The sequence below is a fragment of the Cyanobium sp. ULC065 genome, assembly GCF_977927515.1.
In genome coordinates, this window is the sequence record NZ_OZ376393.1 from 192146 (window position 1) to 213208 (window position 21063).

Genomic DNA, 21063 nt, shown 5'->3' on the forward strand with positions numbered 1-21063 from the left:
GTATTGATGTGCGCGACTGGCGAACTGCAAAGGCGTGAGCACAGACAGCACCCCTTCTGGAGGTGGTCCATCCCACGGCAACTCAGCGACAACATCAATCGAGAAGTGCCTGGCCAAGTGGGGCAGGAGAGCGAGGCTATAGGTGCTGATTCCGCTCCTTTGGGGGGGCATCGGGCTGATATAGGCCAGCCGTGTGCCCGGGGAGCGTGGAGGCAGAGAGGGGGTGCCATCCGGTGCACAGACGCGCGTTCGAGGCCACGCGGCTGGATGGAGTGAGGGGACACACACCTCGTCGAAGCCATACAAGGCCTGAAGCGCCTCCAGGCAGGGCTGGCCAAGCTCGGGAACGAGGCAGAAATGGCGCGGGCGCTGACCAAGCCAGGCCAGCAACACCCCGGCAGCGGGGGACTCGCCCCATTGCGGATCACCGCAGATCAGAACCGGACGCTCTGCAGCGAAAAGGCCAGGAGGCGCACTGGAAAGGCAGCGGCGCAGCAAGGCAGGATCTGCAGCGGCACTCTGACGCTGTAACTGACGCAGATCAATCAGCAGGGCAGGAAGTCGGCCTAGGGCTAGCCATCCTCCCACAGCGGGGCCTGGCCCAACCCGGCAGACACCCATGGGAAGATAGCGTCACGTCTACCCTGCGGACCCTTTGTCCCTGTCCACGGTCTTTCCCCATGACCCCATGAGCGCCGTTTCACAGCCCGAGCACGCTCAAGCTGCCGAGGAAGTGTCAGCAGGGATCCCAGGCGTGGCTGCACCAACACTGCGCTCCCTGGCCCACTGCAACCTGCTGCGCCCCTTCGTGTACCACATGGTTCTTGAAGAAACGCTGGACAAGGGTGCACTGGAGCAGGAGTTGAGCAAAACCCTGCTTTCGAACTTCCGCAAAGCCAACGGCCTGCAAGATCAAGCCAGCGAAGCCCAGTTTCTGAGCAAAATGGGATGGACGCAACAGGATTACCTGTGGCAAGTTCAATTGCCACACCGCATTGCCGTCCATTGCGGCCAACACTTTATCGCCAAAGCCGAAGCACGATTCCTGGACAAAAAGAACCAGCTTGACCAAGTCATCTATAGCCTGATCAGAGTGAAAGATGGCTCTCTTGCCCGCGAGCTTTACCTCAGAATTGAAGAGGGAGAAGCCACGTTTGCAGAGCTGGCTGAGACCTACACCGAGGGGCCTGAAAAAACATCGCGCGGACTGGTTGGCCCCCTGCCTCTCAATCAAGCCCATCCCCAACTCGCGCAACGCTTGAGAAGCGCCACAGTCGGCGAACTGATCGCTCCGTTCACAGTCGAGCAGCTCTGGTTGCTGGTACGGCTCGAAAGGCATCAACCGGCTAGCCTTGATGAGGCGATGCGGCAGCGGATGGCCCAGGAGCTGTTCGACGAATGGATCCAGGAGGAGGTCACCCTTAGGATCAAGCAAATTTGCCCAGCCCCGCTGAACCCTCTCGTATGACCACCACCACCTACCAAAAGCTTTGGGAGCTTGAGGTGTTCAGTTCCCTTGGAGCTGAGGGGAAACAACTGGTGGAGGATACGTCCCGCCTGTTGCAGTACCGCGTCGGGCAGTCCATAGCGGTCGCCAACACCATTCCCAGTGAAGTTCTGATCATCCTTGAGGGAAGCGCCCGTCTCACTGCCCATCAGGGCACAGGCTGGCGAACTGTCGAGCGCTTGGAACCCGGTGAGGTCGTAGGGCTCGCTTCACTGCTGAGCGCCGCCCCCTGCGAGGAGGTTCATGCCTCCAGCGAGGTCATGGCACTGGCCATCCCCGACAATACAATTCTGAAGTTGCACTCCAGAGACAAGATCTTTAAGGATTGGTGCTCGACGCACCTCTGGACTGCCGAGTTTGTACGCCTCGTTCAACTCCTTCAAAGCCAATCCGCAGCTTCTCCTCTCAGCATCCGTGACAGCGTGGCGCTGCTGCAATCCGAGGCCACTGTCCGGAGTGTTCCGCTCACGACGCAACAGGTCGACGCTGAGCATGTCTGGTATGTGGCAAGCGCCAACCTGCCTGGCTTGGACATCGGAGCCGTCGTCGCCTCTGGCTCGAGCCTGCCAGCCCCCGTTGGCCCGTTGCCGGCAAGGTTGATTGGATTGCCAGTCGGAGTCATCGAACGTCTTGGCAGAAGCCAGGCCGCTCCAGCTGCCGGCGGCAATCAGAACGGGAGCCTCATCACCGCAGTGGATGGTGCCGGTCCCACAGTCCTGGCTGCACCTGAATCGCCTTTACCCACGGCCGAGAATCTGGGAAGGAGTGATGAACGGCAACCCTTCAAAGTCATCAGAGGGGAGGGCCCCATTGATGAAACCCTGGCTTGCTTTCAGATGCTGAGCAGGCAGATGACCCTGCCCTTTCGAAAGGATGCCATCGAGAAAGTTCTGCGGCAGCAGTTGCAACGCGGTCAGGCGCCGAACATGCAGTTGGTCGGAAGCCTCGCTTCAATGATGGGCATGCATGTGGTGGGGGCAAAAGTCAGCAGCAGCGCCTGTACCCGCCTGCAGACTCCCTCCCTGGTCGAGTGGGACGGCAGCTTTGCTCTCCTGCAAGCCAGTAACGCCCGTGGAATCGTGCTGGCCTCTCCGCGTAAGGGCTTGATCCGGCTTAGCCCTCAGGAAGTGGAAGAAGCCTTCCCGGAGGGAATCAACCTGCTTCTCGTCGATCGCACCAGCGTCACACCAGAGCAGAAGTTCGGGGTGTCGTGGTTCCTGCCGGCGCTGAGGCGTCACCGGAGTGTGCTCACTCAGGTGCTCGTCTCCTCCTTCGTTGTACAGCTGTTCACGTTGGCCAACCCCCTGATCATTCAGGTGATCATTGACAAGGTGATCAGCCAGCGCAGCCTCGACACATTGCAGGTTCTCGGCATCGCATTGGTCGTTGTCACCTTGTTGGAAGGTGTGCTGGAGAGTCTTCGCACCTTTATCTTCACTGAAACAACCAATCGCATCGATACGCGGCTGGGCGCAGAGGTCATTGATCATCTGCTGCGCCTTCCTCTTGGCTATTTCGATAAGCGCCCTGTCGGAGAGCTGGGCAGTCGGATTGCGGAGCTGGAGAAGATCCGCATGTTCCTGACAGGACAGGCTCTCACCACGATTATTGATGCCGCCTTTTCGGTGATCTACATTATCGTGATGTCGATCTATTCATGGGTTCTGACCCTGATCGCTCTGGCGGTGGTGCCGATTCAAGTGGCTCTCACCGTGCTGGGAGCTCCGCTGTTTCGGCGTCAGTACCGTGATGCCGCCGAAGAAAACGCAAAAACCCAATCCCACTTGGTGGAGGTCCTCACCGGAATTCAAACCGTCAAAGCCCAGAATGTGGAGATGGTCAGCCGGTGGAAGTGGCAAGACCTGTACTCAGGCTACATCAGTAAGTCCTTCGAAAAGACGATTACAGGGACGGCATTAAGCCAGACAAGCCAAGTTCTTCAGAAGCTTTCTCAGCTCATGGTGCTATGGGTTGGCGCCACGATGGTGCTGAAGGGCGAACTAACCCTGGGCCAGCTGATTGCCTTTCGCATCCTCAGTGGATACGTCACACAGCCATTGTTGCGTTTGAGCTCAATTTGGCAGAACATACAAGAATTGAGAGTTTCCTTTGAGCGTCTAGCCGATGTCGTTGACACTCCAGAAGAATCCAATGAAGCAGATAAGCAGAAGATCCCGCTGCCTGCCATCAACGGCAGCGTTCGCTTTGAAGATGTAACCTTCCGCTTCAACTTGTCGTTGCCGCCAGTGCTTCACAACGTCAACCTGACGATTCCATCAGGAACGTTTGTTGGCGTTGTCGGCCAAAGCGGAAGCGGCAAGAGCACATTGATGAAGCTGCTGGCAAGGCTTTATAGCCCTGAATCAGGACGCATCCTTATTGATGACTACGATATCGACAAAGTTGAACTCTATTCTCTGCGTCGTCAGATTGGCATCGTACCTCAGGAGCCACTATTGTTCAGCGGTACGATCAACGAAAACATTGCACTTGGCAATCCCAATGCCACGAGTGACGACATCGTCGCAGCAGCAAAGATAGCCTGCGCTCATGACTTCATCATGAGCCTTTCAGCAGGCTACAGCACAAACATCGGCGAGAGAGGTGCTGGCCTATCAGGCGGACAGAAACAGCGCATTGCCATTGCCCGAACTCTTATCACCAACCCCAAGTTGCTTGTGATGGATGAGGCAACCAGTGCACTTGACTACGATACTGAACGTCGTCTATGCGACAACTTGGTTGAAAGCATTCAAGGAAGCACGGTGTTCTTCATTACGCACCGTCTAAGCACAATCCGCCGTGCCAAGCTCATCGTAATGATGGACCAAGGAAACGTTGTCGAACAGGGCACCCATGAAGAACTTGTTCAACTGAAAGGTCGCTACTACGCTCTCTACCGCCAACAAGAAGGCAGCTGATCCTAGCTCAAAACGAACGATGTTCTCTTCTTCGCAACTTCAGTGAAACTGACCAATCCCCTCCGCAAGCTCCAAAACAACATCGAGCAAAGCATTCACACAGAATCAGAGAATGCTTCTGTGCTGGAGCAGTCACCATTTTGGGCGACGGCAACAACCTGGGGACTGATTGGCACTGCGGCCTTCGGTGTGGGTTGGATAGCCTTGGCGCAAACGGAAGAGATCGTGGTAGCCCCGGGAAAGCTAGAACCCATCGGTGTCGTTCAGGACATCCGTCTTCCAGTGGGCGGTGTCGTTGCGAAAGTTCTGGTTAAGGATGGCCAGAAAGTCAACGCTGGTGAAACTCTGCTTCAATTAGACAGCGAAGCAACAGAGGATCGCCGCCGGAGCTTGATGCGGGGCATCCTGCTGAAAAAGGAACAGCTGGAGCTCAAAGAAAAGGAGCTCGCAAAGTATCTAGACCTAAACTCTACTGAACAGCAATCACTACAGCGGAACCTTGAACTGGAAACAGATGTGCTCAAGCGCCTGGAAACCCTAACCAAAGAGGGCGGTATTGGCGAGCTACAATATCTCAATCAGCGCAATAAGGTTGCAGAGATTGACGGAAACTTGAATCAAACGCGTGTTGACAGAATGCGCCAGAAAGCAATCCTAGACCAGAGCATTCAGCAGCTGAGGGGCGAGGTAAACGAGCTGAATTCCAGCCTTTCCGACGTAAAGATTAACATTCGCTATCAGAATGTCAAGTCACCAGTCAACGGTATTATCTTCGGACTCAAGCCAACTGGACCCGGCTTTGCCGCCCAAACGAGCGAGCCAGTCATGCAGATTGTTCCCTTTGATAAACTTGAAGCCAGTGTAGAAGTTGCCAGTCAAGACATCGGCTTCGTCAGCGTTGGCAAGCCAGTGGATATCAGCATTGATTCCTTTCCTGCCACTGATTTCGGCGTGATCAGCGGTGTCGTAAGACAGATTGGCTCCGATGCGATCCCCCCCGATCAGCTGAAACCAACCTATCGGTTCCCCGTAAAGATCAAGTTGAATACCCAACAACTGAAGATTGAATCTGGCCAAGCACTGCCTTTGCAAGTTGGTATGTCCTTACAGGCAAACATCAAACTCCGTAGAGTCAGCTATCTGCAGCTCCTCCTGAATACATTCAGAGACAAAGCCGACTCACTTCGTCAGATTTAGGTTCCAGTACCACGTAGGGTTCATCACAAATCGTGGCACTCAAGAGTGTTGTGCTCCAGGTGCGTAAACTGAGGGCAGGCAATCAACCAACTACACGAAAAACCCCCAAACCTTGCAAGCAAGATTCAGGGGTTTTACCGTATGAAGCGGGTGACGCGATTCGAACGCGCGACATTCACCTTGGCAAGGTGACGCTCTACCACTGAGCTACACCCGCAGCCATTTGACTGGCACTCATTCATTATGCACCACGGGCTGCCCGCCAGTCAACGCTGCTGGAGCAGTGGCGAGAGTCTATGGTGCAATGGCTCTTGGGGCCCACTGCTGGCAAGGGCTGGAGTGGGTAAGCGAGGCCGAGCAGAGTAACGCGCCCGCCAACAAGAGGCGCAGACCAAACTCAACAGTCCGTAACCGAAGAGGCAGGCGATGGGAGGCCATCCGGCAAGCTTGAATCTCATCTTTGACACGTTGATCTTTGGCCAGGCGGCCCGCTCACCTCTGGCGCGGGGTGGCATTTATCGTTATGCCAGCCAGTTGCTGCAGGCACTCCACGATCAAGCCAACATCACACTTAAAACCTATTGCCCAGAGCCACTTCTTGCCTCTCTCGCTGAAGTCGAACTGAAGCGACTTGATCTCGGTGCCAATCCATTGGCCCTTGCCCTGACGACGTCGGTGTTGACGAGGAGCCTCCCGCCCCTGCTGATCCGACTGGCAAAGCCATTACGTCGCAGCTACGCACGCCTTCCAGGCGCACGCGCGGCTAGCCAGCAGAGGTTCGACACTCTGCTGAAGAGCTGTGACAAAGAGCTCACCCTGTTCCACACGCCGTTTCAAGCCGTACCTTCTGCCATCCGCCGTCATGATGCGCTGCCAGTGGTCGTGACGGTCCACGACATGATTCCAATGATCATGCCAGAGTTGTTCACGAGGGAAACCGTCCGCCATTTTCACGGGCTTGTCGATGGATTATGCAGGAGCGATCAGGTGATTTGCGTATCAGAATCCACGAAGCGTGACTTTCTGCACTTCACCCACACCGTGCCTGCGGAGCATGTTCATGTCACTCCACTGGCCGCCTCCCCAGAGCTGCAACCGGTAACGGATCCTCATCTCCTGAGCTGTGCCCGTGAGCGTTTTGGACTGAAGCCCAACGACCGCGTCATTCTTAGCTTATGTACACTTGAACCTCGAAAGAACCTCGCGACACTACTGACTGCATTCGAGGCGTTGCAGCGGCACAGCTCGCTGGACTCCATCAAGCTACTGCTGGCAGGATCAGTCGGATGGAAGTCGGCACCCCTGTTGGACAGACTTAGGGAGAGCTCTGCCAGTTCGAACATTCTTCTGCTTGGACATGTCACTGAAGAGGAGCTGCCGGTGCTGTATTCGCTTGCTGATGTGTTTGTCTACCCATCGCTATACGAGGGGTTTGGATTGCCGCCCCTGGAAGCGATGAGCTGCGGAACACCGGTGATCGTCGGAAACACGTCATCCATCCCAGAGGTGACGGGTGAGGCCGGCTTGACCATTGATCCACAGAGTCCGGTAGAACTCACTACTGCCCTTGAGCGCGTGCTGGCATCAGAAAGCCTGCGGCGCCAATTGGCTCAGCAGTGCGAGGTCCAAGCCAAGAAGTTCAGCTGGGCTCGTACCGCTCACCTGACCCGTGGGGTGTACAACATCGCCCTTGCGAGCAGAAGATGACCGCATTCGCCTACAGGCCAATGGGATTCCGCGAGATCGGCGGCATTCATGTGGTGGCCACCGAAGTGGCTCACCGTCTGCGAGACTCCCAGTTCGCCTCTACCGGATTGTGGACCCTACGCAGGACGTTGAAGTCCTTGCCCCATGAAGAGAAGTGTGGCGTCTTGCATGGCACTCAGCCAACCGAGAGGGTCAGGCCTGGAGAACACTTGCTCCTGTTTGGCTGCGACAGCGCCTGGGCCTATCTGCTTGCCATCCATATCCGCTGCTTCAATCCATCCGTCCGTATCGCCTGGCTCCCCAGCTTTCATGACCCTGACTTTGTCAAGCACCGCTGGCGGGCTCGCCTGGCCCAGGTAGTGCTGAAAATGATGCAGAGGATCGGAATCAACGTGTATGTGCAGACGATCCATGAGCAGAAACTGCTTCAGGCAGGGCGCTGTCTGCTTTCAAGTCATGCTCTGCCCCTTGCGGTGCTGCAGCGGCTGAAGGTTGAACAGGCGCACTCGTGCCCGGACGCCAGGCAGAGGCCCTTTGACTTGCTCTTTCTCGGACGCCCCACCGAACAGAAAGGTTGGTCCAGATTCCTTGCTGTGGTGCAGGAAACAGGGCTTCGCAGTGCGGCCATCGTTCCAACCTCACCACCCAGCAGTGACATCTCACGCTCACCCACGTTGACTGTAGTTGTTTCACCAACGACGAACGATATTCCTGCCCTGTTGCGACAAGCAAAACTGGTGTTGATTCCCTCCGATTATGAATCGCTTGGTCTTGCGCAGATAGAGGCTGTGGCCAGCGGCTGCGTGGTACCAATCCTGGGGCGATGGCCACTGTGGGATCAGTTTTCACTTCTGCACTGGGAGACCTGCAGCCGCGACGAACTGGTGACCTCCTGTCTTCGCCTCAGCCGACAACCCTCCTTGCTGAGTCGTCTATCACGAATGCAGCGAAGCTACCTGCTTCAACATCCGATGATGGACACACCCTTCTTACCTGATTTTTAACGCTGTGTCGCCACGGGTCTCCATTGTGCTGCCCTTCCGTAACCAGGGGGCGCTCCTATCCCAGGCCTGCAAGTCTCTGCAGGCTCAAACGGTCGACGCATGGGAGTGTATTCTCGTCAACGATGGGTCAGATAGCGAAGCACAAAAGATTGCTGAGGCTGTTGCCACACGTGATGGACGCTTCAAACTCATCAGCATTCCACACAACGACCATTTTCCCGGACCCTGGCTCGCCCGCAATGTCGGTTTGGCCAGTGCAACAAGTGAACTGATTGCGTTTCTCGATGCCGATGATCTCTGGCATCCACGCAAACTTGAGCGCCAGCTTGTCCTTCACTCCGTTCACGGAATCGAATTGTCGGTAACTGGCTATCACCGCTTTGAAGCAACCAGCATGAAGTTAGTTGAAACGCGCAGGCCTCCGCTTACTCTCAATCTCAAAGCACTGCTACGGGGCAATCCTGTGCCGTTCTCGTCTGTGATCATCCAGCGTGATTGCCTCACGCAACCGTTCCATCCTGAACGCCACGAGGATTACGGCCTATGGCTCCGGCTGTTCACCAACGACCCGCCACCGCGCTATGGATGCCTCATGGAGCCATTGATGGCCTACCGGTTGCATAGCGCATCCCTGTCATCCCAACGTGGACGCAGCATCTTCGCTGTGGAGAAACTATTCAGGCACACATTCAGTGCCCCCAGCCGAAGACTCATGGCCCTAACAGCCTGGGCGCTGGAGCGTGCGTGGAGACAAACGGTTGCTGGAGTTCACCGGATCCTGTGGCAGGATGCCAAGCTTCCATCGCCCTTCATCGATTATCTGGCGACCGGGAGTCAGCCGTACCTGGATGACCATCGCAGCACCTCATAGCCAAAGACAACCAGCAACGATTGCTGTGCCTGCTGAGGCATGCGTTAGGTGACCAAGAGCGGTAGGCAAGGCCTGGACGTTCACCGTGTCAGCCAATCCATTGGTGCCCAAGATATCCACAAGAAATCATCCATCTTCTCTCGTTCAACCTCACTCCGGCTAAGCAGCGAAAGCACAGCGTAGCGATCAGCCCCCCTGCTGGAGCGCTGGTGATGCATGAGCTTGATCAGGCGCTTCAGTGGAATCCAGGGAGCCGTGATTGTCTTCGCAGGCAAGAGCAGCGAGCGCCACGGCTGAACAGCAGGATCGATCCTCTCGAAATCTGCGAACTGGCCTGATTAAAGCGGATTGCCCGTAACTTCCTCAAGCCACTTCATAATACACAAGTGAATTGGAGCCGCTTGCTGACTCAACCTGCTGAAAGACCGGCAATGTATCTTGCGCATACGCTGGAGTTTCAACTCTGCGATTGCCGGGATCCGCAACAACATCCTGGGTAAGGACAGAAATCAAGGCCCAGCTATCTCCACCGTTCGTGCTCTCGCTGACCGCAACAACTCTGTCGCCATCGATAATGGCATCATAGGTGATCTTGATCGTGCCATCCTCCATCAGGCTGATCTGCATGTAGTTTCCGCTGGGCTGATCCGTGATCACAACAGGCTCATCCCATGAGTCCGTATCATTATTGTATCGCAAGTAAACAACTCGGCTTTCACCGTTATTAGTGGCAACATGGATGTTGCCGTCCTCATCGGTCAACGAGCTGAAATGGGTGCCATTGGGATCATTCTGACTATCTCCCTGGATCAAGATTGTCTCACTGACGCCAAGGCTGCCACCAGGGGACGCGCTTTCCGAAAACTCAGTCCAATTCAGAGTAGCTCCATTGGTATAAAGAAGCCCAAATCCCTCATCCAATGCAATGACGTTCCCCGACATCCTGCCGTCATTCGTTGTATTGACAATTCCTTGATTGAGGACAGCCCATGTTGCTCCTTGATCATCGCTCTGAGCGACCCTTAGGCTCGCCTGTCCTGTTGACCTGTCGGTTGCCGTAAACGCTACAACGATCGTGCCAGCCCCGGTGACGGCGATGGACGGCCGCTCAACCCTCAGGGACGCAGGACTGGGTGGGATTACCGTCGATTCAATTGTCCAAGATACGCTCGCTTCCGAATAGCTCAGGATGGCAAGAGCGATCCCGCCGCCTTCAATCGTATACACTGAATAAAGCTTGCCATCAACGATCATGCCATCTGCACGGGAAGAAGCAGTGGAGTTCGCCAGCGTGACAGTTGCCTCCCATGTTGAACCATTGTCTATGCTGGAATAGAGTGAAAGCTGGCCATTTGTGTTGGCCATCACGTTAACAGCGCCATCTTCAGTGACCCATGAATGATCCTGAAAACGCGAGGAGATCATGCCCTCATTACCGTTCGTGATCGTAGTGGGATTCCCGGTGATGACATCAGGGCTACCAGGGGCACCAGGGGCAAACAGGATGGTGCCAGTCACAGAGAACGCGGCAGGATCAGCTGGCGAGTTGTTCGCGATGATCTCATCCAAGTCAGCGCCAACCAGTGCGATTATCCCTGCATTGTCAGGGTTGGAAAAGCTATACGCTGTGGCAAAGATCTGACCAGAGGAATTGGCATTAACAACATTGTTGCCCTGCAGATCGGCGAGGATTGCGCCACCAGTTGACTCGATTCCATTCACAACTGCACGAACCCTCAAAAGAATGCCATCGCCCTCTGACTGGAGGATCGTATTCGAATACAGTGCAATATCAATGCTTGAGTTTTCATAAGACAGAATCTTGATTCCTTCTGCAGACTGACTGCTCTGAATGGGATTATCTGCAAGTGTTGAAATTATATTATTGGACACCATGGCTTCGCCAACTTCTCCATTGACTCCGGCAATCAAGTAGATTCCATCTGCATCGTTGCCGAGCGTAGTTACTTCATTGCCTTCAACTTGAACAGTCTGGATGCTGCTGTTTCTGAGCACGTTAATGTATATTCCATCTGATTCCAATTCGAATCTATTGTTTGAATCGCTGCCAACGTCTCCCGTGGTCAGAATCGTGTTGCTATTCACGGTTGCCTGTCTGATCGTTCCCCCATCCAGGCTGCTCAAGTAAACACCTTCAGAGAGAGGTCCCGACGTTGAAATGTCATTCTGATTCACTTGCACAGATCCAATCGAGCCAGATCCAGAGGCCAGCAAGCGAATACCATGCGACATGAAGGCTCCATCCGTGCTGATCTTGTTCCCAATGAGGTCAAGGCGATCAAGGTAACCATTGGAAACGACCACTTCAATGCCAGCTGTTTGTGCACCACTGGCCGTGATCATATTATCGAGAATTTGGAGATCGTTGGTTGGGGATGTAGTGGCACGGCTTTCGGTAACAAGGATGCCACGATTCCCATCGCCAATCGCGGAGATCTTGTTCCCTGAGATGGTATGGGTGTTGGCACCTTGCACCAGAATACCCGAACCACCATTGCCACCGAATTGATTGGAGAACGTGTTGTCAACCAGTTGCCCTGTGAGGGGATCCGTCAGAGCACCAATCGTGTTTTGACTTGAGTTGGCTGTGATTCGGATCCCATTGCCCGAGTTGCCCTAGCCATTGACACCATCGAGCATCAAGCCAAAGAAGTTATTCTGAACAGTGATCCCATTCGCATCAAGCCTGAGGCCATCACCACCGGCATCGTTTAGTGACAACCCTCGAAGGCTTGATTCCGCGGCTCGGCTGCCTCGGAACACTAATCCTGCGCGACCATTGAAATCAATGGCAATGCCGGGCGCACTCGTGTCATTAAACAATCCACTGATCGCCACCCTGTCAGTAATTACGGGCAAACTACTAAACAGACTGATTGTTCCTCCAGCAAGAGAGGAATCAAAGCCAATCGAATCAAACCCCATGGAGCTATTGGCACTAGTGATTGCCCATCTCAGGCTCCCAATCCCTTGATTGGCCAGGGTTGTTACAAGAAAGTCCATTGCAGCCCACAACCTATACGATATATCTTGATGCTATTGTAGGAAATCTTATACTTCAGCGATCCGGGCAATGTTCTTTATAATTTGCAACAGCTTGGCCGCCTGGATGGGTCTGAAACCGAAGCCAAGTGCCTCACCGGTTCTTTTGCCTGACCTGCGAGGATTGGCTCAGTCAGTGGGGTTCCCGCCCCTCAGAGTCCAAGCCAACGTCTACCGAAGTTGATCAGAAACTGATCAACTCATTGGGAAGATTGCTGATCCCCGCAGACGCAACGGTGGCTGCTAGGAAGGAGGCCGCTGATCCGTGCCCTTGCCCAGGCTCAAGCCTCACTGGAAGCCCGGCTGAGCCAATCCAGCAACAGCCGGCTGCTGATCATCGCTCAACAGCCACGCCCTGCCGATCCTCGGCAACAGCCTGTCCTGTGTCCATGCTGCCGCGGCGCCCAGCGCTGCCGACAGTCGCTGCGGACAGTCGCTGCAATCGCATGGCTCGGAAGAACACTTAGCGGCATCGCACAACCACACTGAAGCCATGAAAAGAGCTTCTAATGTGATGCACAGATGCTGGGCTTGCTAAACAGAACGCTATTGATCAACTGGTCGAAGCCAGGCCTGGCGGAATATCTCGCATGATATGTTTGAACATAGGATGGGCCATTTGGGCCGAGAAGCCGAAGCTTGCTGAGATCATTTTCAATGATCGTTTTAACTTTCGTATGATCTGTTCCGTCGTAGCATGACGGATAAAGCATGCCAAACTCTCCATTCGCAATCGGCTCCCTAAAGCCAACAATATCGGGAGCAATGATGGGAACCGACAGAGACGCACATTCCAAAGCCACCAAGGGCATGCCCTCATACTCCGAAAAGAAAACAACGACATCACAAAGGGACAAGAAGCCGCCAGCGTCTTTAACATTTCCTACATAACTGAGGCTGCCATACTGTGAAGCGGCTTTTTCAACGGTGCTGCGCAATTCACCATCTCCTCCCATGAGATAGGAGATGCCGCTGTTAGCTTGCGTGGATTCAACAAGCCTCAGAAACTCATCGGGCCGTTTTTGCATGTCCAAACGACCAAGAAAACCAACAATCAAGTTAGTGTCTGGTATTCCTAGCGCCATGCGGCTATATTTAGAAGGCGCCTGCTGCGATTGTGGACGCATCGGCTTTACCTGGTTGTGCACGACAAGGACCTTGCTTTCATCCACGCCATAGCGGCCGCACATAAAGTCTTTATATGTCTCACTGATGACGATTCGAGTATCAATAAAGTCCTTGTAATAATTGCTCAGGTCGAACCAGCTCAGGGTGCCAGTGGCTCCGGTGCAATGGAGTAAGTCGACAATACGGACTGAGGGGAAGTACTTTTTGATCAGCGGCGCAAGGCAATAAAGGTGCGGATTGCTCATGATGATGATTGAGGCAGGCTTGTGAATGCAAATCAATGCCCATAGCGCTTTGATCCTGCCGATTGGCGATGTGCTCAGCTCTTCCAGGATTCCCGCACACAGTGAAACAGAAGAGAACTGCTCGCTGAAGTATTTGTTCTCACCACGCCCAAGAACAACAATATCCAACAACTCTCGGCCTTGAATCTCCTTGAGATATCCACAGAGATCCAACAACACCTGCTCCGCCCCGCCAGCACGCCACCAATAATGACCAACCAGAACGCTACTGGAAGCAGGGCTAAGTGCAGAGAGCTTGGAATAGATTTCGTCAAAGCTACTGCTACTGTAATTGATGCTCTCTGATAATCCGCAGTACTGCTCACATGGATTGGGGAGGAACCGGAGAGAGACCAGTTCAGAGATCAGCTTTTTCGGCCGAGCCATCGCATAGAACAGATAGCGCGTCTTGACCCGTGCCACGGGTGTATCAATTTTCAAGAACTGCCTCAGCAGCATCGCTAGCGCTTGCCTTGAGTAATACCTAGGGTCAAGTGGAGAGGTCGTAGTCTCTGATCCAGATCGCGCTTTCATATAATTCAGCTTGGCCCCTGCCATGAACGGCAGACGGCAAACAAACGTGCGCCAATGAACATATCGGCTAGCGAGTGCGAGCTCGGGAGACCTCGTCATCATGCTTTTAATGTTTTTGCGGTAGTAAAAGACGATGGATCTGTTTGGCTCTCCATACCAGCCCTTTACAAGCAGGCTCATATAGGTAGCCCAGTCTTCATACCACTTAACGCCACCGGCAACTGTCTTATCTCTTTGGCCCTTGATGGATTCCCATGCTTTTTTTCTAAACATGGAGGCTGTTGCGCAATAATTATAGACGAATAGCCTTCTTATGCCAAAGTCCTCAGCACGCGAGAAGTTCTGCTCAAACCCAAATCCCACTACATTCGGATATGTCCAGCCAATCTTCTCGCCTGACATCATTGTAGCCAAGCCTTTGAGAAGATAGTCGGAAGAGACAAGATCGTCGGAGTCAAGAAACACAAGAAAATCGCCTTTGGCGATCTGTGCGCCGAAGTTGCGAACTTGAACCAATCCAGTGTTCTTTGCTAAGCGCTTCACCGTCACATGATTGGCGCAACGAGAGGCTTGGCCCTCAATCACATCAAGCAGGTGCAGGGTATCCTGGCTGGTCGAATGGTCGTCGATAATGATTATTTCATAGCTACTGGGGTCAAGAGTTTGCTCGCATGCACTCAGAAATGCCGCCTCAAGCTGATCTGGCTTGGTATTGTATACAGGTATCACTACAGATGCAAGCATGAATAAATGATCGCCGATGTCTAAGATAGTAGCACGCTAAGCACTTTCCTGCCAGATTATCGCCTACACACACTCTGGAAGCGATGGCGATTCATAGGAAGTTCAGGCTCACATTAAAAGCTGGCATTCACTCAATGGCGGCAAGAACCCCTGCACTCGTTGGTTACACGTGCAAGAGAGCCCCTCAAAGGAGCCATGCGCTGCAGCCTCAGACCCATAGAGGAAGGCGATACCGAACCCACTTCAAGGCTCCCACTGCTATCAACACCCCAATGGTGTTAATGGCAAGAGAGAGCAACTCATCTCCAAGATGTAACTGACCATCAATCAAGCTGTCCCTCACCGGTGCAAGCGCTTGGTAGAAGGGATTGAAGTCAGCGAGAACGCTGAGCTCGCCAAGGCCTTCCCGCTTGTAGAGGATTGGAGAAACAAGAAAAAGAAGCTGGAGAAGAATCGGCATCAACTGAGCAAAATCCTTGAAGCGGGCTCCCAACACGGCCATCAAAACGATGATCCAAAACGTGAATAGGCATAGGTTGATCAATGGCAGCCAGATGTAGTGAACAGCATTCAGGAGAAGACCTGGATCAATCAATGCGAAGGCGAGGAGAACAACCACAAAGGCCTGGGCGAAGGTCTGGAGCTGGAACGCCCATTCCTCCAGGCAATAGAAGATGCTCGGCATCGCATTGTTCACGAGTTGGTCACGGCGCAGCAGGAACAGAGTGCTGCCCGCAAGTGACGCCATGCTGACGAGCCCCCAGATAGTGACACCAAATCCGAGATAAATAATGTAACGGAGAGGGTCGGCAACCTTCAGAACAGTGCCGTACACAACCCCTAGAACACCCACACTCAACAGATTGCTCAGGCCCATCCAGAAGCTACCCAGCGTGGTGCGGCTGAACCGAGCCAAGGTGCGCAACCAAGCGCTGTACCACCATGCACGCGCCGTGCGGCAGGCATAACCCAGTCCTTGGCCCATGGCGGGCTTTGCATCTCGCAGACTCATATCCCTCGGGGAAAGCTCCTGCATCGCTCTCAGCCCACCCCCTTGGTGTAGGCCTCGATCGCCTCCTCTAGGGAGCCATCAAACTCAAGGTGCCCGTGCATGAGAACCACCCCCCTGGTGCAGAATTGAGCGAGCAGGTCATTGGAGTGGGAGGCCAAAATAAGTGTTCCCGCTTCCCCTAAGAAGCGTGTGAGCTGGTGCCGGGCTCGGGAGAGGAACCACTGATCACCAGCCCCTAGCCCCTCGTCTAGCGCCAAGGCTTCATGCCTGAAGGCGGTAAGCAGCCCGAATTGCAACCGGGTGCGCATGCCTTCGCTATAGGTGCGAATCGGTAGATGGATGAAATCAGCCAATTCCGTAAAGGCTGTGAGTTCCTCCAGAAAAGCGTCAAATCCCTTGATTGTGTTGCAATTGAAAAGATAGTGGGCGCGTGCAGCGTGCCTGCCGGTGAGATCGGTGTCCACCCAAAAGTTCTTATTGATCAGTGGAACCACCCGACCATAACGGCGGACACTGCCACTGCTGGGCTTGTAGATGTCACAGAGCAACCGCAAAAGGGTGGATTTACCGGCACCGTTATGGCCCAGCAACGCAACTCGCTCTCCTTTGTTGATTGTGAAGCTGAGGTTATTGAGAGCGCGCACCGAGACCCCTCCTCGTTTGCCGCGGTTCAGCAGGCCGCCAGTGAGCCCACCGACAAGCGCTGCTTTGAGCGAACGACCGCCAACGCCCTCCACCGGAATGTCAAGGCAAACCCTGTCAAGCTCCACCAGCGGCTGATCAGCAGGACTGGAGGCCAAGCCTCTCCTTGAAGAGAGCGTCACGCTATCGGTCAACGTACAATTGTGCCAGGTAGCACTTGCATCAGGCTGCCCATTTCCAGGGCCTGCAACGCATAGCTCCAGCCCAGGTTGCTCTTGATACCGGCCCGCTCCAGCGCCTGCTGGAGGGTGTCGGTGGTGAGCACGCCGAAGATCACCGGCACGCCCGTATCGCGGGCCACGGCCGCCACGCCCTTGCTCACTTCGGAGCAGACGTAATCGAAGTGGGGCGTGTCGCCGCGGATCACGGCCCCGAGTGTGATCACCACCTGATAGCGGCCCGAGGCCGCCAGACGCTGCGCCACGAGGGGAATCTCGAAGCTGCCGGGCACCCAAGCCACATCCAGCTGCTCGCTGCTGGGGGTGACGTCGATGCCGTGGCGAGAAAGGGCATCCAGGCAGGCGCTGAGCAGCTTGCCCGTGACCAGGTCATTGAACCGGCCCACCACGATGCCGATATGGAGGCCGCTGACCTCGGTGAACCGTCCTTCGAAAACCGCCAAGGGCCTCAGACCACGAAGTAACTGATTCCCCAGTTGAGCAGAACGAGGGCCACCCAGGCGGCGCCACCCAGCAGGATCAGGCGGTTGGAGCGGCCGCTGTCTTCGGTGCTCGCATAGAGCACCGGCACCGCCACGATCAGGGCGAACGACATCACCACCAGGGCCAGAACGGTGAGGGTGTTGAGGAGCTGCATGGGACCTGCGGGGCCTGGGGAGGGCAGTGCGACGATCTTCCCACGTGGGATTTCCCTCACCTGCGGGCGGCCGCCGGATCCTTCACATCTTGTGGGGAGCAGCTGGCCCGGGGCCCCTACCATCGCTGCAGCCAGGAGCCGCCCGTGGGCGCCGACGCCGATCGCCAGCTCTCGTTGGTGCCTGAGGAGGCGCTGCAGGGCAGTCTGTTCGGCGCCGCCGAGCCCGCATCCGCACCGGGCGATGGAGACCGCAGCAGCCCGGGCGATCTCGACCTGGACGATGGCGCCCTCGCCGCAGCGGCCGCCGCCCGGCCCCGGGCCCACTCGCGCCGCAGCCTCTCCACCGATCCCGATACCGACGAAGCCCCTGCCAGCGCCGCCGGCGAAGCCAGCCCGCAGCAGGCGTTGGCGGAGGACCAGCCCCGCTGGCATCACCACAGCCTGGTGGCGGCGGAAGACCTGCCGCCGATGCTGCGGCACTACGCCGAGCTCAAGCGCGCCCACCCCGAGCGGGTGCTGCTCTACCGCCTCGGCGACTTCTTCGAGTGCTTCTTCGAGGACGCCATCCAGCTGTCCCGCCTGCTGGAGCTCACGCTCACGGGCAAGGACGCCGGCAAGGCGATCGGTCGGGTGCCGATGGCCGGCATCCCCCACCACGCCGCCGAGCGCTACTGCAGTGAGCTGGTGCGCCGCGGTCTGAGCGTCGCTCTCTGCGACCAGCTGGAGACCACGGCCGCCAAGGGGGCGCTGCTGAAGCGCGACATCACCCGCGTGCTGACCCCCGGCACCGTGCTGGAGGAGGGGATGCTGGCCGCCCGGCGTAACAACTGGCTCGCGGCGGTGGTGCTGGAGCAGGGCGACTGGGGGCTGGCGGTGGCCGATGTGAGCACCGGCGAGTTCCGCCTCAGCCAACGGCAGGGGAGCGATGCCCTGCACCAGGAACTGCTGCAACTGGAGGCGGCCGAGCTGATCTGGCCCGATCCCGACGCCGCGGCGTACCCGGACGGCACCGCCGGCAAGCCGGCCTGGTGCCCACCAGCCCTGCACCTCACCCGGCTGGCGCGCACGCCCTTCAGCCTGCCGGAGGCGCGGCGCACACTGCTGCAGCGCTTTCGGCTTGCCACCACCGACGGTCTCGGGCTGGCGGAGGCGCCCCTGGCGCTGCGGGCGGCGGGAGGGTTGCTGCGCTACCTCGACGACAACCAGACCGGTGCCCGGAGCACTGCCGCCGGCCTGGTGCCCCTCGATCCACCCAGCCTCCGCTTCGCCGGCGATCACCTGGTGCTCGATGCCCAGACGCGGCGCAACCTGGAGATCACCCGCACCCAGCGCGACGGCCAGTTCCACGGCTCGCTGCTGTGGGCCCTCGATCGCACCATGACCGCCATGGGCGGCCGGGCCCTGCGTCGCTGGCTGGAGGCGCCGCTGATGGACCGCGCCGCCATCCACGCCCGTCAGGAGGGCGTGAGTGAGCTGGTGGAGCAGCGCGGGCTGCGGCTGGCCCTGCGCCGTCTGCTGCGGCCGATGGGCGATCTGGAGCGGCTGGCGGGGCGGGCCGGTGCGGGCACCGCCTCGGCCCGGGATCTGGTGGCCCTCGCCGATGGACTCGAGCGGCTGCCGCGGCTGGCGGCGTTGCTGGCGGCGGCGCGCAGCGAGCCCCTGGCGGCCCTGCGCGAACCGCCGCCCGAACTGGCGGTGCTGGTGGAGCAGCTGCGTCACACCCTGCAGGACACCCCGCCACTGAGCCTCACGGAAGGGGGGCTGATCCACGACGGCGTCGACGCGCGACTCGATGGGCTGCGCAACCGGCTCGACGACCAGCAGGCCTGGCTGGTGGAGCAGGAGAAAGCGGAGCGGCAACGCAGCGGCATCCCCTCGCTGCGGGTGCAGTTTCACCGCACCTTCGGCTATTTCCTCTCGGTGAGCCGGGCCCGGGCCACACGGGTGCCCGAGCACTGGATCCGGCGCCAGACCCTCGCCAACGAGGAGCGCTTCGTGACGCCCGAACTCAAGGCGCGCGAGGGCCGCATCCTGCAGCTCCAGGCCCGCGCCGCCCAGCGGGAGTACGAACTGTTCAGCGAGCTGCGCGCCGCCGTCGGCGCCCTGGCCGCGCCGATCCGCAGCGCTGCCCGGCGCGTGGCCCGCCTCGATGCGATCGCCTCGCTCGCCGAGGTGGCCGCCACCTGCGGCTACTGCCGCCCCGAGCTCACCGGCGACCGCAGCCTCTGGATCGAGGCCGGCCGCCATCCCGTGGTGGAACAGCTGCTGGTGGAGGAGCCCTTCACCGCCAATGGCATCCACCTGGGCGAGGCGGACCAGCCCGATCTGGTGGTGCTCACCGGACCGAACGCCAGTGGCAAGAGCTGCTATCTGCGCCAGACGGGCCTGCTGCAGCTGATGGCCCAGATCGGCAGCTGGATTCCCGCCAGCCGCGCCCGGCTCGGCCTCTGCGACCGCATCTTCACCCGGGTCGGCGCCGTAGATGACCTCGCCACCGGCCAGTCCACCTTCATGGTGGAGATGGCCGAAACGGCCAACATCCTGCACCACGCCACCGATCGCTCTCTGGTGCTGCTCGATGAGATCGGGCGCGGCACTGCCACCTTCGACGGCCTCTCGATCGCCTGGGCGGTGGCGGAGCACCTGGCCGACGGCCTGCGGGCGCGGGCGGTGTTCGCCACCCACTACCACGAGCTCAACGAGCTGGCCGAGCTGCTCCCGAACGTGGCCAACTTCCAGGTGCTGGTGGAGGAAACCGGCGATCAGCTGGTGTTCCTGCATCAGGTGCGTCCCGGCGGCGCCAGCCGCAGTTACGGCATCGAGGCGGCCCGCCTGGCCGGGGTGCCCCAGCAGGTGGTGCGCCGCGCCCGCCAGGTGCTCGGACGGATCGAGGCCAACAGCCACGTGGTGGTGGGGCTGCAGGTGGCGGCCTAGGGAAGGCCTCAGGCGCGGTCCAGCCAGGCGCGCCGCAGCAGGGCGTTCACCGCCGCCGCCGCCAGACCCGCCCCCCCCTTGCTGCCCTCCAGCCGGATCTGGGGCAGACCGCTGGCGGCCAGGTGGCGCTTGCTCTCGGCCACCCCCACAAAGCCCACCGGCATGCCGATCACCAGCGCCGGCGGCACCACGCCCGCGACCGGCTCGGGGGCGGCCACCAGCTCCAGCAACCGTTCGAGCGCGGTGGGGGCACTGCCGATCAGCACCACAGCCCCCGGCAGGGCCGCCAGGGCCGGGGCCATCCCCGCAGCGGTGCGGGTGCTGCCTTCAGGCGCCAGAGCGGGCGCCCAGGCCAGCACGCTGTGCACCGGGTTGCCGAAGCTGCGGCGGGCCATCGGGGTCACCGCCGCCGCCGCCATCGCGGTATCTGTGAGGATCGGCGCCCCGGCCGCCAGGGCCGCCAGGCCGGCGACGCAGGCGCCTGGGCTGAAGCGCAGCTCCGGCGCAATGGCCAGATCGCCACTGCTGTGCACCAGGCGCTCGAGCACCTCCTGTTGCACAGGGTCAAGACCGGTGGGCCCCAGCCAGCCCCGGATCCTCCGCACGCTTTCGGTGAAGATCGGATGGTCCACGGCCTGC

15 protein-coding genes and 1 tRNA gene are annotated in these 21063 nt (G+C 57.9%); 7 read left to right on the forward strand and 9 right to left on the reverse strand.

The genetic code is table 11. The annotated features are described in order from the left end of the window. The first annotated feature begins 688 nt into the window (after window positions 1-688). The 3 genes from ACXMDP_RS00880 to ACXMDP_RS00890 are packed head-to-tail and all read left to right on the forward strand — an operon-like array spanning window position 689 to window position 5625. Window positions 689-1468: a peptidylprolyl isomerase gene (locus tag ACXMDP_RS00880; RefSeq protein WP_259729057.1), complete on the forward strand. Its 780-nt coding sequence runs from the start codon at window positions 689-691 to the stop codon at window positions 1466-1468. Then, window positions 1465-4428 carry a peptidase domain-containing ABC transporter gene (locus tag ACXMDP_RS00885; RefSeq protein ID WP_259729056.1) on the forward strand — a complete coding sequence of 988 codons (2964 nt, stop codon included), beginning with the start codon at window positions 1465-1467 and terminating at the stop codon, window positions 4426-4428. Before ACXMDP_RS00880 ends, ACXMDP_RS00885 begins: the two co-directional genes overlap by 4 nt. Window positions 4429-4470: 42 nt before the next feature. Then, window positions 4471-5625 carry an HlyD family secretion protein gene (locus ACXMDP_RS00890; protein ID WP_259729055.1) on the forward strand — a complete coding sequence of 385 codons (1155 nt, stop codon included), beginning with the start codon at window positions 4471-4473 and terminating at the stop codon, window positions 5623-5625. Window positions 5626-5770: 145 nt separating this feature from the next. Here the strand turns inward: ACXMDP_RS00890 and ACXMDP_RS00895 are convergent. Beyond that, window positions 5771-5842: transfer RNA gene (locus ACXMDP_RS00895), tRNA-Gly, on the reverse strand. A 230-nt stretch (window positions 5843-6072) separates the two neighbouring features. Between ACXMDP_RS00895 and ACXMDP_RS00900 the strand changes: the two genes are divergently transcribed. Genes ACXMDP_RS00900 through ACXMDP_RS00910 form a run of 3 tightly spaced genes read left to right on the forward strand, consistent with a single transcriptional unit; the run spans window position 6073 to window position 9207 of the window. Further along, window positions 6073-7332 carry a glycosyltransferase family 4 protein gene (locus ACXMDP_RS00900; RefSeq protein WP_259729054.1) on the forward strand — a complete coding sequence of 420 codons (1260 nt, stop codon included), beginning with the start codon at window positions 6073-6075 and terminating at the stop codon, window positions 7330-7332. Then, on the forward strand, window positions 7329-8336 hold the full coding sequence (locus ACXMDP_RS00905) for a glycosyltransferase family protein (RefSeq protein WP_259729053.1): 1008 nt from the start codon (window positions 7329-7331) through the stop codon (window positions 8334-8336). Before ACXMDP_RS00900 ends, ACXMDP_RS00905 begins: the two co-directional genes overlap by 4 nt. Window positions 8337-8361: 25 nt before the next feature. After that, window positions 8362-9207, forward strand: a complete 846-nt coding sequence (locus tag ACXMDP_RS00910; RefSeq protein ID WP_457767005.1) for a glycosyltransferase family 2 protein — start codon at window positions 8362-8364, stop codon at window positions 9205-9207. A 363-nt stretch (window positions 9208-9570) separates the two neighbouring features. Here the strand turns inward: ACXMDP_RS00910 and ACXMDP_RS00915 are convergent, their stop codons facing one another. The 7 genes from ACXMDP_RS00915 to psbZ all read right to left on the reverse strand — a co-directional run bounded on the left by ACXMDP_RS00915 (window position 9571) and on the right by psbZ (window position 17490). Further along, on the reverse strand, window positions 9571-11703 hold the full coding sequence (locus tag ACXMDP_RS00915; protein ID WP_259729051.1) for a sialidase family protein: 2133 nt from the start codon (window positions 11701-11703) through the stop codon (window positions 9571-9573). A gap of 141 nt (window positions 11704-11844) precedes the next feature. Continuing rightward, window positions 11845-12231 (reverse strand): hypothetical protein, encoded by a 387-nt coding sequence (locus ACXMDP_RS00920; RefSeq protein WP_259729050.1) that lies wholly within the window; start codon window positions 12229-12231, stop codon window positions 11845-11847. Window positions 12232-12776: 545 nt separating this feature from the next. Beyond that, window positions 12777-14960: a glycosyltransferase gene (locus tag ACXMDP_RS00925; protein ID WP_259729049.1), complete on the reverse strand. Its 2184-nt coding sequence runs from the start codon at window positions 14958-14960 to the stop codon at window positions 12777-12779. A gap of 208 nt (window positions 14961-15168) precedes the next feature. Further along, a complete protein-coding gene (locus tag ACXMDP_RS00930; RefSeq protein WP_457767006.1) occupies window positions 15169-15945 on the reverse strand; it encodes an ABC transporter permease in 777 nt (258 codons plus the stop codon). A 56-nt stretch (window positions 15946-16001) separates the two neighbouring features. Then, window positions 16002-16808, reverse strand: coding sequence for an ABC transporter ATP-binding protein (locus ACXMDP_RS00935; protein WP_259729047.1), 807 nt, complete (start codon window positions 16806-16808; stop codon window positions 16002-16004). Next, entirely contained in the window at window positions 16805-17296 is a 492-nt protein-coding gene (gene ribH / locus ACXMDP_RS00940) for a 6,7-dimethyl-8-ribityllumazine synthase (RefSeq protein WP_094511130.1), read from the reverse strand. Before ribH ends, ACXMDP_RS00935 begins: the two co-directional genes overlap by 4 nt. Window positions 17297-17301: 5 nt before the next feature. Then, window positions 17302-17490 (reverse strand): photosystem II reaction center protein PsbZ, encoded by a 189-nt coding sequence (psbZ, locus tag ACXMDP_RS00945; protein ID WP_094511131.1) that lies wholly within the window; start codon window positions 17488-17490, stop codon window positions 17302-17304. A gap of 144 nt (window positions 17491-17634) precedes the next feature. Here psbZ and mutS point away from each other — a divergent pair, with 144 nt between their 5' ends. Next, window positions 17635-20424, forward strand: coding sequence for a DNA mismatch repair protein MutS (gene mutS / locus ACXMDP_RS00950; RefSeq protein WP_259729046.1), 2790 nt, complete (start codon window positions 17635-17637; stop codon window positions 20422-20424). Window positions 20425-20432: 8 nt separating this feature from the next. On the opposite strand, the gene ACXMDP_RS00955 is transcribed toward mutS, so the two are convergent. Then, entirely contained in the window at window positions 20433-21056 is a 624-nt protein-coding gene (locus ACXMDP_RS00955; protein WP_094511132.1) for a precorrin-8X methylmutase, read from the reverse strand. Window positions 21057-21063 lie beyond the last annotated feature (7 nt).

Coding starts and splice junctions, on each gene's coding strand:
- ACXMDP_RS00920 (WP_259729050.1), bottom strand. CDS start 12,231: ATGGACTTTCTTGTAACAACCCTGGCCAATCAAGGGATTGGGAGCCTG.
- ACXMDP_RS00930 (WP_457767006.1), bottom strand. CDS start 15,945: ATGGGCCAAGGACTGGGTTATGCCTGCCGCACGGCGCGTGCATGGTGG.
- ACXMDP_RS00880 (WP_259729057.1), top strand. CDS start 689: ATGAGCGCCGTTTCACAGCCCGAGCACGCTCAAGCTGCCGAGGAAGTG.
- ACXMDP_RS00925 (WP_259729049.1), bottom strand. CDS start 14,960: ATGCTTGCATCTGTAGTGATACCTGTATACAATACCAAGCCAGATCAG.
- ACXMDP_RS00905 (WP_259729053.1), top strand. CDS start 7,329: ATGACCGCATTCGCCTACAGGCCAATGGGATTCCGCGAGATCGGCGGC.
- psbZ (WP_094511131.1), bottom strand. CDS start 17,490: ATGCAGCTCCTCAACACCCTCACCGTTCTGGCCCTGGTGGTGATGTCG.
- ACXMDP_RS00885 (WP_259729056.1), top strand. CDS start 1,465: ATGACCACCACCACCTACCAAAAGCTTTGGGAGCTTGAGGTGTTCAGT.